Raw genomic sequence first — 17,648 nt, 5'->3', positions numbered from 1 at the left:
CTCAAACAAAAACATCTCAATAAAACAAAAAGGATAGAAATATGAATATTCGTATGACAACAATACTGTTAATGTGCACACTACTTGCAAGCGTCTCCGCACAGGTGACTTTATCAGGCTCTAAGGACTTGGCAAAACAACACTGGAAAACAAGTGGTGGTTTAAATGTCTCCCAAGATAAAGATGTCATTATTCTCGACGATCAAAGCGATTATGACAGCATATCACTGTATCAGGAACTCCCTAAAAGCATGCTTAAGAAGATCCTCAAAGACGGTCTTGAACTCACTTTTACATCGCGAATAAGTGAAGCCCATCCAAGTGGTACCGGGATTGAAATAAATGTCGTAAATGGTTTTCGTTTAGTTTTAATGCTTAGTAATTATCAGAATAAGCAAAATATCAGTTTCTGGGATTATGAGGCTAAAAAGTCTAGAGGCCACCAAATTAAGACTAGTAGTTTTGTCAACTACCGAGTGCTTTGGACCCCTGCTGATGGTGGAAAAGTATCGGTGTTTGTTAATGGTAAACAAGTGATCACAAAATCTAGTGTCTCACATCCAACAAATCACTCCTCACGAATCACAATTGGAGGGTTAAGTACAAGTAAGGCTAGAATGGGTAAACTTGAACTGAAAAACCTTGAACTAAAGGTACTTCCGTCTCCATAGTAAATATATAACCTAAATCGTGGTCTACATAAGGCCAGTCAAAAGTAGTTTTTACTTATCAACACACCCATAAGAACGTCAATAACTTGTACTATCGCATCAACTCGCCTTTAGCGGATCGTTATGGATAGAGCCAACGGCTCGCAAAAATCAGTCCCGCTCATCAATAGGCTCGTCGATTTGTAATCATCATGCCAAGACATGAACCTAACAAACACATCCCTTACTTGGCAAGCTGTAAAACTTTAACCGACGTCCACCTCCCGGAAAAAACGACTGATAAACACTTATTAAAAGATCTACCTAAGTCCATTAAAGTCATTTTTGACTAAGATTTTCTCCAATAAGGGTTAATCTTTGAAGAATATGAACTATTTAAAAAATAGTACTCAAAAAATTAATTTTAATTTTTTTATCATTTAATGTAAGATCCGAGTAAGCGCCCCCGTTGGTAAGATTAGAAGATCTTGATTTTATTCATTTTTTAGATTAGATGACAATCATGATGTAAATTATAGAAAAACACTAACTATGGCGATAATGGAAAAAGCATTCAACACGCAAGAAACTCTGCTATTTCGTGTCCAAAATAATATGGATTCGTGGGATGAGTTCACGTCTATTTACGAACGCTATATCTACCTGATCATTCGTGCGATGAAGATCAATCACCACGATGCCGAGGATCTAACTCAAGACGTTTTGCTCAAGGTCTGGAAAAATATTCCCAATTACGAATACAATCCTAATCACGCTCGTTTCCGAACTTGGTTATCAAGAATCTGTCGAAACCGCGTGATTGATTTTGTCCGCAAAAAAAAGACTGATACGAATAAAGTCATCAAAAATCATGAAGATGCTGAGCTCATCACTCAACCGCAAATCGAAGCCCTTGCTGAAGAAGAATGGAAGGCACACGTCAGCACAGCCGCATGGGATAATATAAAGAACGAATTCAAAACCGACGCCATGAGCTGTTTTGACATGATGAACGAAGGCATCCCCGTTGCAGATATCGCAAAACAACTCAACCTATCCGAGAGCTCAGTTTACGTCTACTCAAAACGAGTTCGTGATCAATTAGTCTCCGAAGTCCGACGCTTAAACAACAACTGGAATTAAAAAACTCACAAACATGAAATTTATAAAAACTCAAAACTTCAATCAATGAAAAAATGTAGCATTTCAACAATTAAATTGTTAGGAATTAACAATCTAATCGCAGTAGAGATGTAACATTCTCCTCAAATCCGTAATAATAAGCTTAACTTATCAACAAATCCTGACCTTATGAATAAATTCTTCAATCACATTTTAATAACTACAAGCCTTTGTATAAGTGCTTATGCCGAAATTGATTTTAATCGCGACATACGCCCTATCTTTAACCGTTCTTGCACGGGCTGTCACGGTGGTGTCAAAAAAGCTGGTGGCCTCAGCCTCATTACAAAAGAGGAAGCTTACGGTAAAACTGAACATGGCATTGGCATTGTTCCAGGCAAAGCTACTGAGAGCATGGTCTATAAACTGATCACTCATGCTGATCCCTCAAAGAGAATGCCCTTTGAGAAAACTCCTCTCACCGAAAAGGAAATCACACTCATTAGAGACTGGATCAACGATGGCGCTCAATGGGATGAGCACTGGGCCTACATACCCATTAAAGAGCAAATGCCTCCTAGCAATAAAGCCGCACAAGATATCGACAAATTCATTAACCATGAAATAGCTAAACAGAATTTGAGTACTAATGAGCCTGCAGATAAAAACACTCTAATTCGTAGGACTTTTCTAGATATCATTGGTATGCCTCCCACTGAAGAAGAATATGCACGATTCCAGAAGAGTACACATAATGACATGGTAGATTTTCTTTTAGCTTCTCCAAAATATGGCGAAAAATGGAGTTCTATGTGGCTCGACTTAGCTCGCTTCGCCGATACCATGGGTTACGAAAAAGACCCGCATCGCAATATTCATGAGTACCGTACTTGGTTAATCAAAGCCTTTAATCGCGACCTGCCATACGATCAGTTTATAACTGAGCAACTCGCTGGTGATCTACTTCCAAATCCCAGTAACGATCAACTCATCGCAACAGCCTACCACCGCAACACTCAGACAAACACTGAAGGTGGCACGAGTGACGAAGAATTTAGAACGGCAGCCGTCATGGATCGTACCGTTAATACCTGGGAAGCGATGATGGGTACGTCTTTTGGCTGTGTTCAATGCCATAGTCACCCCTATGACCCTATCGATCACAAAGAATACTTCCAATTTATGAGTTTCTTTAATAATACTGCTGATAATGATAGACAGGATGATTTTCCCACTCTTTTAATTCAAACACAAGCTGAAAAAGAACTCGTAGCTAAACTCCAAGCTGAGCTTAAACAGTCGCGTAAAAAAGAGCAAGAACTCGACAAGAAAATCAAAGCACTCGAAGCTCAGCAAAATAAAGTTGACAAAGAAAAAACTGAATTAGCAAAAGCTGATAAATCATCGAATGAACTTAAAGATTTCAAAAAAGAACTCGCAGAACTTAAGAAAAAGACTAAACAAACTCAGAACCGCATCAATCATGCCAAAAGAAATCAAGTTCCTATCATGAAAGAACTCGATAAACCACGTGATACACATGTCTTTATTCGTGGTAATTGGGAAGATCATGGTGAAAAAGTTTCTCCTGGTGTGCCCAAAATAATGAACCCATTCCCTGAACATACACCTAAAAATAGACTCGGCTTAAGTAAGTGGATGATCGCGCCAGAAAACCCCCTTGTCAGTCGCGTAGCAGTTAACCGCGTTTGGGAGCAAGTCTTTGGCTATGGTTTAGTGGAAACTCTCGAAGATTTCGGATCTCAAGGAAAAAACCCCAGCCATCCTGAGCTCTTAGATTATCTCGCCTACAATTTCATGCATAAACACAAGTGGTCTATGAAATCACTTATTAAGGAAATTGTCAGCACAGATACATACAAAAGAAGTTCCAATGTAATCCTCGCAGAACTTAACAAAGATCCACGAAACATGTACCTCGCTCGCTTCCCTCGAGTTCGCCTTAGCCCTGAACAAATTCGCGACCAAGCCCTACGTGCTTCAGGTCTACTAAGTGAAAAAATGTATGGCCCATCAGTCATGCCCTACCAACCCGATGGCGTATGGCAAACAGTTTATAGTGGCTCACGTTGGAATACACCAACAAACGGTGACCAATACCGCCGAGCACTCTACACCTACTGGAAACGCACGAGTCCCTACCCAGCAATGGAAACCTTTGATATGACGCCACGTGAAAATTGTACAACTCGCCGAATTCGAACCAATACACCACTGCAAGCTTTAGTCAGTCTCAATGATCCTGCTTACATGGAAATGGCTACAGCTCTTGGCAAAAAGATGAGTGCAAACGCGGGCGACTTTAAAAATAAGGTCAATGTAGCTTTTAACCTGCTCCTCGTACGAAATGCTGAAGATCATGAAATTGCAATTTTAGAAAAGTCATTTGACGATATGAAAAAGTCTGGAAAAAAGGAAGCGGAATGCTGGTCAGTTATCGGCAATATCCTTCTCAACTTAGACGAAACAGTAAACAAAATTTAAGGAGTTATTGATGAACAAGAAATCCACTTTTAATCGCCGCTCCTTTCTTGGAGCTTCCGCAAGCCTTCTCGCATCGGGTGGCACCATGGCCAAGTCAATTGGAGATGGCACACGCAGTACTAATAATCCTGGTGGTACAAGAGCACCCCATTTCCAGCCAAAAGCTAAACGAGTTATTTTCCTACACATGGCTGGTGGCCCCTCTCATTTGGAAATGTTTGATTATAAACCCGTACTCAAAAAATTTGATGGGAAACCTTGCCCTAAAGAACTTCTTGAAGGGAAAAAATTAGCCTTTGCTAAAGGCACTCCGAATATGCTCGGACCACAAGCCGAATTTAAACAATATGGTCAAGATGGTACTTGGGTTTCCGAACGCCTCCCCTATTTTTCAAAAATAGTTGACGAAGTCACCATGATTAAATCGATGACCACCAGCCAATTTAATCATGCTCCTGCACAGATCCTCATGCATTCAGGGTATCAACTCCTTGGTCGTCCCAGTCTAGGCTCATGGCTCTCCTATGGCTTAGGTTCAGAAAATAATAATATGCCTGGCTTTGTGGTCCTCACTTCTGGAGGTAAAGACCCTTCCGCAGGAAAAAGTGTCTGGGGAAGTGGTTTCCTCCCCAGTGTCTATCAAGGCGTCAAATGCCGTAGTACGGGTGAACCCGTGCTCTTCTCTAAGAACCCAAATGGTATTGATGAAGTCCTTCGTAAGAAGACTATTGGTACAATCAATGATTTAAACAGATTTCAACATAGTAAGCATAATGATCCTGAAACTTTAACTCGTATTGCTCAATACGAAATGGCCAACCGTATGCAACGAGTGGCCCCTCAAGTCATGGACCTCAAACAAGAACCACAGTACATTCGCGACCTCTATGGTGCCGTCCCCGGCCAAGCTTCTTTTGCCAACAACTGCCTACTGGCAAGACGCCTCATCGAAAATGATGTTCGCTTTGTTCAACTTTATGATTGGGGTTGGGATACACATGGCAACGCTAAACAAACTGACCTCCACAATGGCTTTGTGGATAAATGCCGTGACATAGATCGCCCCATTTTTGCCCTACTCAATGATCTCAAATCCCGTGGTCTTTTGGAAGACACCCTCGTGGTTTGGGGTGGAGAGTTCGGACGTACTCCTTTCCGAGAGAATCGCGGTGGTAAATATGGTCAATGGATCGGCCGTGACCATAGTCCGAACGCTTTCACTATGTGGATGGCTGGCGCTGGCGTTAAAAAAGGTTTTAATTATGGCGAAAGTGATGATACGGGTTACAACACTGGAACTGACCCCGTTGAAGTCTTCGATCTTCAAGCCACCATCCTGCACCTCATGGGTTTTGATCATGAACGACTCACTTACCCCTTTCAAGGACGAGATTTCCGTCTCACCGATATCTACGGCCGCGTAATCCATAAAATTTTGGCATAAGTATGAAGAAATTAATTTTTAGCTCAATTCTACTTGGTATATCAAGTACAATACTTGGAAGTAGCGAACACTCCAATCGCAAACTTACTTATGGCGATGACCTCATCCCACTTTTTGAACAAAACTGCATCAAATGCCATGGTGGCCCTGACCCGCGTCGCAAAGGGAGAATTATGAAAAAAGGTGGTCTCGATCTCACTAAAATTGATTCTGTGAAGGAATCATTCACTGCAGGAAAGCCCAAAGATAGTTTGCTCTACACTCTAACTGTAAGTGACGATGAAGATGAAATCATGCCCCCTAAAGGGCGCCATCTCAGTACATCTGAAGCTCAACTTATTTTTAAATGGATTGAGCAAGGTGCGGACTTCGCAAACTTTGTCTACGTCCCTAAAGAACAGTCTCGTTACGCTATTTTAGTAGACAAAGCCAAACCCGCTCCAGAAGAACTACTGCAAGAGCTACAAAATCTTGGTGCTATTATTACTCGAGTGAGTGATCAGGGTGCTCTATTACGAATCAACTTAAGAAGCAAAGTCATCACCAAAGAGCTCGAAATCAGCCTAAAGAAAACGGCTCCCTATATTTCAGATCTTGACTTAAGTAATATTAAATCTGAAATCAAAGATTTAAATTTCTTAAACGAGGCAAAAAACCTTACTGAACTCAACTTATCTTCATCAAATATTTCTAATCTAAGTCTTGAATCCATTAGTCATTTAGAGAACCTTGAAAAGATAAATTTGTATAACACACAGATCAATGACACAAAAACCTTTGTTGATTTACCCGCTTTAAAAACTATTAACCTTTCCAGTACAAAAATAAGCGCTGAACAAATTAAAACATTAAAAAAGAATAAGCCTAATTTAAATATTAATTACATGACGCTTCCACGACTTAAAGCGCCAAAAACACTTGATGTCTCCGTAGAAAAAAAGCCGCAAAAACTCATTAAAAATGAAACCATAAAAACTAATTGGTCTTTAGTCAGGAAAGATAATTTTGGTAGCAAAGAAGCCAACAAGCTCATCACTAGTAGCTTTAAAAACTACACCTACCCAAAGCACCTTGTCAAAGACCCTAAAATTCAAGGCCGTGACTTGTTAATGGCATTTGATCCCGAAACGCTAAGCATCAACTACAATAAAATTGATGAGAGCAAAGATTATAAACTCACACTCCATCTCCTTTCTCCAGGATCCGATCGAAATATCAATTTGTTAATTAATAACAACACCCTAGAACACCACTTTGATCTACCTAAAAACCAGCTCATCATCAAAGATCTTTACATCAAATCAACACATATAAAAAACAATCAAATCAAACTCGACATAGCAAAAAATAGCGGCCCCAACGCCGTTTTATCATACGCAGAATTATTTCACTCCAAATGAAGAAGCCCTAGAGGATTAGTGGATCCTAAAACAAGTCGGGCTGTATTAAGTCAGCCTGAGATTCAACTTGCTCTAAAGGTGCTTCAACTTCGTTTTCGTCTGTGGCTTGGAGTTTATTTTCCAAATCATCTCGACTCCAAACTTCCACACCTAGGTCCAAGGCTTTCTTTTCTTTTGATGAACCGGAGCCTTTGGCTTTCACAACTAAGATAGAAGTTTTTTTGCTGACTGAACTGCCTATCTTACCACCTTCAGACTTTACTTGTTCTTCTAATTCAGGAGCACGAAAGCCGGTAAAAACGAGCGTTTGACCAGCAAAAATGCCGTCCGTATTCACCGCAATCTTTTTATATTTTAAGCTAGGTAATTCCGCTGCGAATTCCCAATAAGCATCAATTGAATTCAAGTAAGATTTTGCACTAATCTCGGAGTAACCATCCACTTCTAGTAGTTCTTCAAAACTTGGCTTAAGCCCCGCTTTATCATATTTTTGCAGAAGCTCGAGTTTCTTTTCTCCTAAGCCTTTAAAGAGATTGCTCGCATGCTGTAAACGTGGAAGAGGAACATCAACAACCGAAGCTTTAATCGAATCCAAAACTTTTTTTGCCTTTTTCTGTTTAAAACCTTCGAGTTTTAACAGATCCTCCATCGTCAATTGCAATAAATCTTTAACAGATTGATAACCAGCTTCCCACAATGCTGAAATAATCCCTTCTCCCAATTCATCGGCTTTAAGCAAGGCGAAAAAATCAATCAGAGCCGCCTTGTTTGTCGCTGGGCATGATTTGTTAAGACAAGTTAAATCAACACGATTTTCATTCCATTCTAAAACAGAATCACAGCTTGGACATTGTTGAGGTAGATCTACATTTTCGACCTCATTGGGGACTCCGATAATTTTGGGGATCACATCTCCCGAACGAATAACCGTTACGGTGGCGCCTTTTCCAATTCCACTATCTTCGATAAAACGCGCATTAATGCCAGTTACATTAGAAATGGTCACACCAGCCAAGTCAATGGGTTCAATTCGAATCACTGGTTTTGCAGCTCCGCTCTTGGAAATTTGCCAAACGACTTCCTTGACCAAGGAAGGAAGCGAATCATCGCTTTCTGGTTTCCAAGCACGAGCTCCACCGGGATTCAGTGAATTTGTTTCCTTGCCAATTTGATGAAATAAGTCGCTATCATTCACTTCTAAAACCAGGCCATCACACTGAAAACGCTGCTCAGAATCATAAACTCGCTGCAACTCGGCATCTTTTAAATCTTCAAGTTTATAAAGGGGGCAGAGAACTTTATATTTCCATTGCGCATTGATGTACTTGTTACAAAACTCAACTTGATCAAATTTATGCTTCATTTGCGAACTTCGCACACCATAGGCAACATAACAAACATCCGCCAACTCACGACTTAGTGTTTTACGACTCAAAAGTCCTGCCACCATATTGCGGGGGTTCTTAAATTTCTCGCTATATTTACTCTGAAATTTTGCTTCATCCATAATGCATTCGCCAATCAAGTAACCCGTAAAATCTTGCGGTAATCGCAAATCACATAGTGGGTTCACAGTAAAATGCTCACTCACATCTTGGCCAAAAATGCCATCTCCTCTCGTGTAAGCGCCCTTGTATTCACCATCTGAAAAATAAACCAAAAGCGATAAACCATCGTACTTAGGAGTGACGCATATTTCTGTATCTAAAGGAATACTCTTAGACTTACTCCAGTCAAAAACCTCACCCTGAGTCTTGATCTTATTTAAGCTACCCATGGGAACGGCTAATTCGACTTTATTTTTCTCGATTTCGTAACCGACTTTCCCTTTGAATTTTTCATCGTTAACCTGCTCTAAAAGAAAATCGTATTCCGCATCACTTAAAGGGCTTTCACCTCCCGTTCGATAGAGCTGATTGGCGTGATTTAATTTATCTTTAAGCGCATTTATATCCATAGTTTTATAGGTCCTTAAGTTTCTTTAAGAAATACTACACCTAGCTAATTTTTATAAAAATGTTTGCCCCTACTAAAAAACTAAGAATAATTATTAAAATTTTGTAAATAGTGTGAGTTTTCTTCCATTTAATATCATCAATCACTTATAGAGCGTATAACTTTTAATTACACTTGATCTAAATAAAGTGGGTAATAAGGGAACGAGTAATGAACAAAAAAATGCCAAAAGTCTTAAAATCGAGTACCAACTACAAGGTTCTAAACCTAATTGCGGCTGGTGGAATGGGAGAAGTCTATGAGGCTGAAATCCTTGGTGCTGAAGGATTCAGTAAAAAAGTTGCTATAAAAACACTCTTGGCAGAAATGGATGCTGATCAACGCTTCATTGACATGTTTATCTCAGAGGCCAAACTTGTCTCCAACTTAGTCCATGAAAATATTGTCCAAATTTACCAGCTGGAGCGCGCGCCCTTCGGTCACTTTATCGTTATGGAGCTCGTCGATGGCATCGGCTTACACGATATGATTGATCGTCTTCGCGAAGACAACCTAGCCCTCCCCTATCCCTTAGCCGTATTTATTGCCAGTAGAATTGCTCGTGGACTTGCTTATGCACACAACCGCTGTGATAGTGAAAAAAATAATCTCGGCATTGTCCACCGCGACATCTGCCCGAACAATATTTTAGTTACAAAAGAAGGCTTACCAAAACTGACTGATTTCGGTATAGCTAAAGCCCTTTCTAACTCCATTACTAGCAATGATCAGTGCCTTATGGGTAAGCTTGTTTATATGGCACCGGAACAAGCACGTAAGGAGCAGGTCGATAAACGCGTTGATGTCTATGCCTTAGGCATGGTGCTTTTTGAACTTTTATCAGGAAACTTCAGTCGCGATGCGGAAAATGAATCCGAACTCTTCGAATTAGCCTGTGCTGGTGCCGTAAATATGGATGCCTTGCCTGATGACCTCCCTGCGGAGCTCGAAAACATTCTCTTCCGCTCCATTCAAGTTGAACCTTGTGACCGTTTTCAAACCGCCGATGAGATGTGTACGGCGCTTGAGTACTTCATCTACAAAGATGGCTATGGGCCCACTATTGTTTCTCTAGAAAATTTCATGAGAAAATTCTTCCCTGATCTCTACGATTAATTTTCAATCATTTCCTTTTAGCGCATGACGAATTTTGTAATGAAGTTCGTCATTTTTATTTATGCCAAGAATACTTGAACAGGGAGTTTAAAAAAATGTTTTATTTTTATAAAATCTTTATACCCAAACAACAAAGATCATCTATGATTTAGCAAATCAACTTTAGCCTAAACAAAGCCATTATTAATCATGAGTACAGAAAACACCGCACAAAGCCTTGATCAATTTTACCAAGAAGTCTACAAAACCATTTTAGTTCGACAGGATCCACTCACCGGGCTTTTTCCCGCTAGTACAGACATCAATGAGCATGGTGATTATACCGATGCTTGGGTACGCGATAATGTGTACACCATTCAAGCTGTATGGGGACTCGCAATGGCATACCGCAAGTCCGGCATCAACAAATCGCGCGCCTACTCTCTCGAACAATCTGTGGTAAAGCTCATGCGCGGCTTGCTCCAGGCGATGATTCGTCAGTCTCATAAAGTTGAAAAATTTAAGTATAGCCAAAACCCTCTCGATGCCCTCCATGCCAAATACGACACCCAGAGTGGACAAACAGTTGTAGGAGATGATCAGTGGGGGCATTTACAGTTGGATGCAAGCTCTATATTCTTATTAATGATCGCTCAAATGACCAAATCTGGCTTACGCATTATTTTCAGTCACGACGAAGTCGATTTTGTCCAAAATCTTGTTCACTACATTGGGCGTGCCTACCGAACTCCAGACTTTGGTATCTGGGAACGTGGCCACAAAATCAATAATGGTATGGCTGAAGTCAATGCCAGTTCTGTTGGCATGGCCAAAGCAGCCCTAGAAGCCATGGATGAATTGAATCTATTTGGCGATGACGGGGATCAATCTTCATTAATTCACGTAATGGGTGATGAGATTGCTCGTTCTCGTAGCACACTCCAGGCCTTACTCCCAAGAGAATCTTATTCCAAAGAAGTTGATGCAGCCGTCTTGAGTATCATTGGCTACCCTGCCTTTGCCATAGAAGATCGCGAGCTCCGCGAACGAACTCGGTCCGAAATCATTACTAAACTAGGTGGACGCTATGGCTGTAAACGCTTCCTGCTAGATGGTCACCAAACTGTCATGGAAGATGAGCACCGACTCCATTATGAAACAAGTGAACTCAAAAACTTCAAAGACATCGAATCCGAGTGGCCCCTATTTTTCACTTATCTCATGCTTGATGCCCTCTTCAGAAACGATGCTGAGGAAGCACGTGAATATAAAGAAAAACTCAATCAACTACTCGTTGAAAAAGATGGCTTATTACTTTTACCTGAGCTCTATTTTGTTCCTTTTGATGCCGTAGAAGCTGAGAAAGCAGAACCGCACTCGCAAGATCGCAAAGCCAATAATAACTTACCACTCATATGGGCACAGAGTCTATTCTTACTTGGACGCATGATTGAAGCCCAAGTATTGGATCTCAGTGATTTAGACCCGCTTAAAAGACATGAAAAGTGCGAACAAGAAAAACCAAAAGATGTTCAAGTTTGCCTCATTGCTGTTTCGGACTCTGTGAAGCAACAATTAGCTGAAAAATCGATCCCGAGCCAAACTTTAGATGAGATTGAACCCACAAAAATCATGTATCCCAATGAGCTCGCAAAAATCCTCAATAAAATGGGTGCAAACGAAAAGCTCGGATTAAGTGGACGCCCCAAACGTCGACTGCGTGCCATGGCAACTTCACGCCTTTATCACATAAATGATCAACCTGCTTTATTCTTACCTCAATATCAAAACCATCAAGATTTTTATCTCGAACTTGATAATAGAATTCTGATTGAAGAAATAAAAGCTGAATTTTCCTACATCAGTCGCCACTGGACTGACGAAGGACAAGCCATTCAAGCTATCCTCATTAAGCAAAGTATGATTGAAGGTGATGACTCACTTGATTTATTCGAATTCCTAGAGGATCTAAAAACCTCAAAAATCGAATATGCTAAGCTCGCCAACTTTGATGACGCTGTTCAAAACACTAGCATAAAAGCAATTGTAAACGTCCCTTCTCTACCTTCCTATTGCCCCATTTTAAACTCAAAATCTAAACCGACTTTTTACATCGACAACAGCCCTGAAGAGACAGTTGAGTTATCACAAAATATCATGGAGCGCCTTGCCCAAGATCCCCATGAAGATGAGCTTTTAGATGAGTTGTGCACGACTAGAAATCTTTACAGACAAGCTAAAATCCTAGTTCACTTAGCTAAAAAACACACCTTAAACTACTCCTGTTATTTAAGCACTAAGCAAAAGGCTGTACCTTTAGAAGTTTTATTAGAAGAAGCCTACCAAGATGCTTGCGAACTTCGCAAATGGTCAATTGTCCGCAGTATTGCAGGCTTATTAAATAAATCTCATTTCGGCTTAGATGACGCCGTTACTGAGCTTATTGTTAGACAGAAAGTGGTCATTGTTGGTCGCTCGTATAACAAAGATGGGATTATTACCCACTCGACTAATAATCAGCAAATCATTCAAAAAATCAAACAATCTTGTGGGGACGATAGCCGAGAAGAGCTCATCCACCAAGAACTGATTATCTTTTTAAGCTATGCTCTTAAACAAGATCCTGAATTATTTGAGAATATGATTTCCATTCGCACAAGTGAATTCATTCATTTAATTGTGGCGCAAATCTCTTCTGAATTAGAGATCTCGCAAGGCCAAGCTTTTGACCTCCTCGTCGCCATGGCACCACAAGCGATTCAAACTCGTCTCCAACTTGTCCTCTCGACTTACAAAGAGATGAAGAGCAACATGCAGAGTTTAGAATTAATCAACTACACTTGTGAGGGACAAGAAGCTGATTTCACGCAAGTTAAAATTGACGAAGAATATCAAACGCGAGTGGCCAATTGGCAGAAGTGGAGAATACAGAATGGCGCAATCTGCCAACTTCCGAAGAACTTCTATCCAAAAATCAGAACCATTTTAAAAAGCTGTAAAGGAATTATCCTCGGTGATAAATTTAACAGCTCAAATTGCATAGATTCTTCGCTCGTCCTCAGCTCTATGACCACAGGTGAACCCGCTTTTGCATTCTTGACTGAAAACTTGCTCAATGATATTCCTGCTCCCGATTATCGCCATTTATGCATTGAATCTTTAAGTGCTATCGGTTCATTCACCCTCGCTAACCCAAACCTTAAATTTGATGACTACTTAGTCATGGATGTCATCATTGGTCATGCGGTACGACTTAACTGGCTACACAAATACCCGGCGCAAGCTCAGAACTATCAAGAGCGCAAGGCCCAAGCCTGGGAACTTATTTATCAAAGTTCACCGCAAAGGGTCGCAGCTAGTGTAACAGGTGCAATCGAATTCTTATTGGAACAAGGCTAAGAACGTTTCAAGGCCTCTTCGAAGGCCTTGATAGTTTGCTGTAAAACTTGGAGGCGAGCATACTTTTTGTTGTTGCCTTCAATTACATTCCATTTAGCATTTTCTCGTGAAGTTCTAAAAACCATCTCGTTCACCGCATCATCATAGAGGTCCCACTTCTCGCGATTCCTCCAGTCTTCTTCAGTGATTTTCCAAGTTTTATGCTCCGTCTTCAAACGTAAATCAAAGCGCTCTTTCTGTGTTTCTTTATCAATATCGATCCAGAATTTCACTATAATCACACCTTCATTACTGAGGTGTTTTTCAGTTAGAGCAATCTCATCATATGCTCGTTGCCACTCTTGATCAGCACAAAAGCCCTCCACTCGCTCCACGAGGACACGGCCATACCAGGTACGGTCAAAGACAAGTATATTTCCTAATTCGGGAAACTGTGTCCAAAAACGCCACATATAATGATGGGACTTATCTTCTGAACTGGGGGCTGCTATGGGGCACACACGATAATTGCGTGGATCCACGTAACGCAATAAACGCTTAATCGCTCCACCCTTACCTGCGGCATCCCAGCCTTCAAACAAAATAATGGCTGAACGTTTTTTCTTATAAAGTTTATAACTCAGTTCCTGTAAACGCTTCTGCAGCTTAGGCAATTGCTTTTCATATTCTTTCTTACTGACATCCAAGTTTTTTAAACTCGGTCGTTTTGGGATATCACAACTTTCTAGAGAGGATGATATGGGCAGGTTTTTCTTATGATCATTTAGGAACTGACTTATTGAATCAACTAAGCATTCAGAAGCTTTCAAAAAAGCGTATTGTGGATTATCAGCAGGGATCACATGCCAAGGCGCCTCAGAAAAATCTGAGCGTTCAATCATCTCATCCGCAGCTTTTTGAAAGCGACTAAAGTCCTCATTTTGCTCGAGGTCATGCTTATCGACTCGCCATGCAAGCTTTTTATCAGCTTTAAGCATTGCTAAACGCTCGGATTGCGTTTCCTGCGAAATATTTAAAAATATTTTTATGACGAGCGCGCCATTGAGCAAATGCTTCTTTTCGAACTCCAGAGCTTCATCAAAATAAGCACGACCTTCACCTTTTTTGGCAATTTCTTTACGAAAGGGAATGCGGTACCAAGACCTATCAAAAAAACTTATACTCCCCTTTGCGGGACCCGCATCCCAAAAAGGCTGTAACCAAGAAATCTGATTTTTTCTCTTAATACCTGAAGCCACACGATAATATCGCGGATCAAATGCTTGTACCAAATGACTGATACAGGCACTCTTACCAGCGGTAGATAAACCATCTATTAAAATAAAGACAGGGACTCCTTCATCGGCAATTTGCCTTTGAAGTTTAGATAGCTGAAGCTCAATAGGCTTTATTTGTTTAGCTAGCTCAGCGGAGCTTAATTCAACAAAGGTATTGAGCTTCGCTAAGTTCATTTTTGCAGCATTTCTGCGATATCGTAAGCCAGTTCCAAACTTTGCTGACAATTTAAACGTGGGTCACAATTAGTTTGATAATTATTGCCCAAATCTAAATCGGAAATTTTCTGTGCTCCGCCACAAATCTCCGTGACATTAGCTCCAGTTAGTTCAAAGTGTAAGCCCCCTGGCACTGTGCCAGCTTCTCCATGAGTATCGAAGAAACCTTTGATTTCATCGGTGATAAATTGGAAATCTCTTGTTTTGAAACCTGAGTCAGCAGTAAAGGTATTACCGTGCATCGGATCACAACTCCACAAGACATTTCGACCTTCGTCTCGTACTCGCTTAACTAATGGTGGCAACATTGAAGCAATTTTGCCATGACCAAAGCGACTGATTAGGTTGATTCTACCAGCCTCATTATTCGGATTAAGTATATCCAAAATCTTGATGAGTTCATCAGGATCCATCGTCGGGCCAACTTTCATGCCTACAGGGTTATTAATCCCGCGGAAAAATTCCATATGAGCCGCATCAATTTGTCGAGTTCTATCACCAATCCATACCATGTGAGCCGAGCAGTCATACCAACGTCCTGAAAGAGTATCTTGTCTTGTCATCGCTTGTTCAAAAGGTAGAATCAAGGCTTCATGGGAAGTATAAATATTGGTTCTTTTTAATTGAGGAACTTGCGTTGAAGTTACACCACACGCTTCCATGAAAGAAATCGCAGAATCAATTTTTGCCGCTATGGATTCATAACGCTGACCTTCAGAAGAATTAGCCACAAATTCCTTATTCCATACATGAACTTTATGTAAATCTGCATAACCACCTTGAACATAGGCACGTAATAAGTTTAATGTTGCTGTCGAATGAAAGTACGCCTGTAAGAGTCGATCTGGATTAGGAGTTCTTGCTTCTAAAGTTGGCTCAGGGCTATTCACGCAATCACCTCTATATGAAGGCAACTCTAAACCATTAACCATTTCAGTATCTGAAGATCGAGGTTTGGCATATTGACCGGCAATACGTCCAATTTTTACAACATTTTTATTGGCGCCAAAGGTCAACACAACGGCCATTTGCAAGAGAACTTTCATTGTCTCTCTTATATAGGTGGCATTACAAGAACTGAAATCTTCTGCACAATCGCCACCTTGAAGCAAAAAAGCTTCGCCGCGCGATGCTGCCGCCAATTGCTCTTTCAAAGATTCAATTTCGCCCGCAAAAACCAGAGGTGGTAACTTTGCGAGCTTCGCACAGGTTTCTTCTAATTTATTTAGAGGCCATTTGGGCTGTTGGAAGATTTCTTTAGATCTCCACGAGTCGGGCGTCCAATTATTCATTGATCTTCCTCAAATTATTTTGATTTTTAATGTAGGCAATATTGCCGTCTATTAGTGTGGCTTGTAATTCATGGTCTTTGTTAAATATGGCTATGTCAGCTTTCATTCCTGGCGACAGTTGCCCGCGATCACTTAATCCTAAAGATGTACTCGGTGTTGACGTAAAACAAGCAATTGCTTCCTTTGGATTCATATGAGTAAAATTAATCACATTCTGCCATGCTTGTTCCAGGGTCAACATTGAACCGGCAATCGTTCCATCAGGTAATAGCAGATGCTGATTTTCAATGATGTATTCATTTTGGTCAAATTTATATTGACCATCCGGCAATCCCGTACCTTGGTTGGCAGAGGAAACTGCGGCGATACGATCTCCTCCTTTTGCACGACAAGCCAGATCCAACATCTGTGGATGAATGTGATAACCATCAAAAATCAATTCACAGGTTAAATCTTCGTGAATCAAGGCTGTTGAAGACAAACCCATTTCGCGTTGGTGTAATGGTTTCATACAGTTATATAAGTGAGTGACATTGCGCGCGCCTGATTCCATCGCTCGACGCACTTGTTTTTCATCTGCACTACTATGCCCCATCGAAGCTTGAATACCGTGTTTTGTGAGAATCTCAATAATCTCTTCAGCCCCCTCAACTTCTGGTGCCAAAGTCATTACCTTTAAAGTTCCTTGTGCGGCTTCAATAATCTCTTCTAACTCCTCCTTAGAATAAGCACGGATTCCTTCTTCTCTAACGAGTCCATTGAGCTCTGGATTAATGAATGGCCCCACTAAATGAATACCAACGGCCTCAGCTCCTCCATCTTGATTAAGGATGTGTTCACTTGTCCGTTTAAGGGCTTCAATTAATTTAGGGCGATTAGTCGACTGCAGGGTTGCGACAAAACTACTCACTCCATGTGCTGGCAATTCCCTCGCCATAACGCCTAAAGCATTTATATGTGTCGTATCTAATAAAGAAATCTTTCCAAAACCATAGATGTGGCCATCGACAAAACCGGGAACCGCGTAACAATCCTTTAAATCAAGACAATGCTTATACACCGCCTCTCTAAATGATGATGCGCCACCAATAGCATATATGCTCTTGTCTCTACATAATATAGAACAGTTGTGAATCACTCGTCCATTAGTGAGACCGTAGTCTACATTAATTAATAAATTATCTGTTTCAATCATCATTTTCTCTCAATTTTTTCACTCTGAAATAATTTACGCTGTTACGAGCTTTTTTTCA

At 40.7% G+C, this 17,648-nt stretch carries 11 protein-coding genes; 7 read left to right on the top strand and 4 right to left on the bottom strand.

Annotated features, from left to right (window positions below):
* The first annotated feature begins 41 nt into the window (after positions 1-41).
* The 5 genes from PQO01_RS05455 (at position 42) to PQO01_RS05435 (ending at position 7,121) form a co-directional block, all read left to right on the top strand.
* The gene (locus PQO01_RS05455; RefSeq protein ID WP_274313023.1) at positions 42-671 is read left to right on the top strand and encodes a hypothetical protein; all 630 of its coding nucleotides are present in this window, start codon (positions 42-44) and stop codon (positions 669-671) included.
* Between the two features lie 540 nt (positions 672-1,211).
* Positions 1,212-1,793, top strand: coding sequence for an RNA polymerase sigma factor (locus PQO01_RS05450; protein WP_274313022.1), 582 nt, complete (start codon positions 1,212-1,214; stop codon positions 1,791-1,793).
* A 168-nt stretch (positions 1,794-1,961) separates the two neighbouring features.
* Entirely contained in the window at positions 1,962-4,277 is a 2,316-nt protein-coding gene (locus PQO01_RS05445; protein WP_274313021.1) for a PSD1 and planctomycete cytochrome C domain-containing protein, read from the top strand.
* A gap of 10 nt (positions 4,278-4,287) precedes the next feature.
* A complete protein-coding gene (locus PQO01_RS05440; protein ID WP_274313020.1) occupies positions 4,288-5,721 on the top strand; it encodes a DUF1501 domain-containing protein in 1,434 nt (477 codons plus the stop codon).
* Between the two features lie 2 nt (positions 5,722-5,723).
* Positions 5,724-7,121: a c-type cytochrome domain-containing protein gene (locus tag PQO01_RS05435; protein WP_274313019.1), complete on the top strand. Its 1,398-nt coding sequence runs from the start codon at positions 5,724-5,726 to the stop codon at positions 7,119-7,121.
* Between the two features lie 25 nt (positions 7,122-7,146).
* On the opposite strand, the gene PQO01_RS05430 is transcribed toward PQO01_RS05435, so the two are convergent.
* Positions 7,147-9,078 (bottom strand): BRCT domain-containing protein, encoded by a 1,932-nt coding sequence (locus PQO01_RS05430; protein ID WP_274313018.1) that lies wholly within the window; start codon positions 9,076-9,078, stop codon positions 7,147-7,149.
* Positions 9,079-9,287: 209 nt separating this feature from the next.
* Here PQO01_RS05430 and PQO01_RS05425 point away from each other — a divergent pair, with 209 nt between their 5' ends.
* A complete protein-coding gene (locus PQO01_RS05425; RefSeq protein WP_274313017.1) occupies positions 9,288-10,232 on the top strand; it encodes a serine/threonine protein kinase in 945 nt (314 codons plus the stop codon).
* 189 nt (positions 10,233-10,421) lie between these two features.
* Positions 10,422-13,610: a phosphorylase b kinase regulatory subunit alpha/beta gene (locus PQO01_RS05420; protein WP_274313016.1), complete on the top strand. Its 3,189-nt coding sequence runs from the start codon at positions 10,422-10,424 to the stop codon at positions 13,608-13,610.
* On the opposite strand, the gene PQO01_RS05415 is transcribed toward PQO01_RS05420, so the two are convergent.
* From PQO01_RS05415 to nagA, 3 genes are read right to left on the bottom strand one after another with little or no spacing between them, the layout of a single operon-like run.
* Positions 13,607-15,061 (bottom strand): hypothetical protein, encoded by a 1,455-nt coding sequence (locus tag PQO01_RS05415; protein WP_274313015.1) that lies wholly within the window; start codon positions 15,059-15,061, stop codon positions 13,607-13,609. The genes PQO01_RS05420 and PQO01_RS05415 overlap by 4 nt on opposite strands.
* Positions 15,058-16,395, bottom strand: a complete 1,338-nt coding sequence (locus PQO01_RS05410) for a class II 3-deoxy-7-phosphoheptulonate synthase (RefSeq protein ID WP_274313014.1) — start codon at positions 16,393-16,395, stop codon at positions 15,058-15,060. Before PQO01_RS05410 ends, PQO01_RS05415 begins: the two co-directional genes overlap by 4 nt.
* Positions 16,388-17,590 (bottom strand): N-acetylglucosamine-6-phosphate deacetylase, encoded by a 1,203-nt coding sequence (gene nagA / locus PQO01_RS05405; protein WP_274313013.1) that lies wholly within the window; start codon positions 17,588-17,590, stop codon positions 16,388-16,390. The genes PQO01_RS05410 and nagA overlap by 8 nt, the downstream gene beginning before the upstream one ends.
* Between the last annotated feature and the right edge of the window lie 58 nt (positions 17,591-17,648).

Origin of the sequence: Lentisphaera marina, from assembly GCF_028745505.1 — a bacterium.
GTDB classification, from domain to species: Bacteria; Verrucomicrobiota; Lentisphaeria; order Lentisphaerales; family Lentisphaeraceae; genus Lentisphaera; species Lentisphaera marina.
The sequence above is the reverse complement of the archived record's forward strand: the minus strand, read 5'-3'. Positions and strand labels throughout refer to the sequence as shown.

Excerpts from the sequence above, each read along its gene's own strand:
- PQO01_RS05455 (WP_274313023.1), top strand. The coding sequence starts at position 42 with ATGAATATTCGTATGACAACAATACTGTTAATGTGCACACTACTTGCA.
- PQO01_RS05450 (WP_274313022.1), top strand. The coding sequence starts at position 1,212 with ATGGAAAAAGCATTCAACACGCAAGAAACTCTGCTATTTCGTGTCCAA.
- PQO01_RS05445 (WP_274313021.1), top strand. The coding sequence starts at position 1,962 with ATGAATAAATTCTTCAATCACATTTTAATAACTACAAGCCTTTGTATA.
- PQO01_RS05440 (WP_274313020.1), top strand. The coding sequence starts at position 4,288 with ATGAACAAGAAATCCACTTTTAATCGCCGCTCCTTTCTTGGAGCTTCC.
- PQO01_RS05435 (WP_274313019.1), top strand. The coding sequence starts at position 5,724 with ATGAAGAAATTAATTTTTAGCTCAATTCTACTTGGTATATCAAGTACA.
- PQO01_RS05430 (WP_274313018.1), bottom strand. The coding sequence starts at position 9,078 with ATGGATATAAATGCGCTTAAAGATAAATTAAATCACGCCAATCAGCTC.
- PQO01_RS05425 (WP_274313017.1), top strand. The coding sequence starts at position 9,288 with ATGAACAAAAAAATGCCAAAAGTCTTAAAATCGAGTACCAACTACAAG.
- PQO01_RS05420 (WP_274313016.1), top strand. The coding sequence starts at position 10,422 with ATGAGTACAGAAAACACCGCACAAAGCCTTGATCAATTTTACCAAGAA.
- PQO01_RS05415 (WP_274313015.1), bottom strand. The coding sequence starts at position 15,061 with ATGAACTTAGCGAAGCTCAATACCTTTGTTGAATTAAGCTCCGCTGAG.
- PQO01_RS05410 (WP_274313014.1), bottom strand. The coding sequence starts at position 16,395 with ATGAATAATTGGACGCCCGACTCGTGGAGATCTAAAGAAATCTTCCAA.
- nagA (WP_274313013.1), bottom strand. The coding sequence starts at position 17,590 with ATGATTGAAACAGATAATTTATTAATTAATGTAGACTACGGTCTCACT.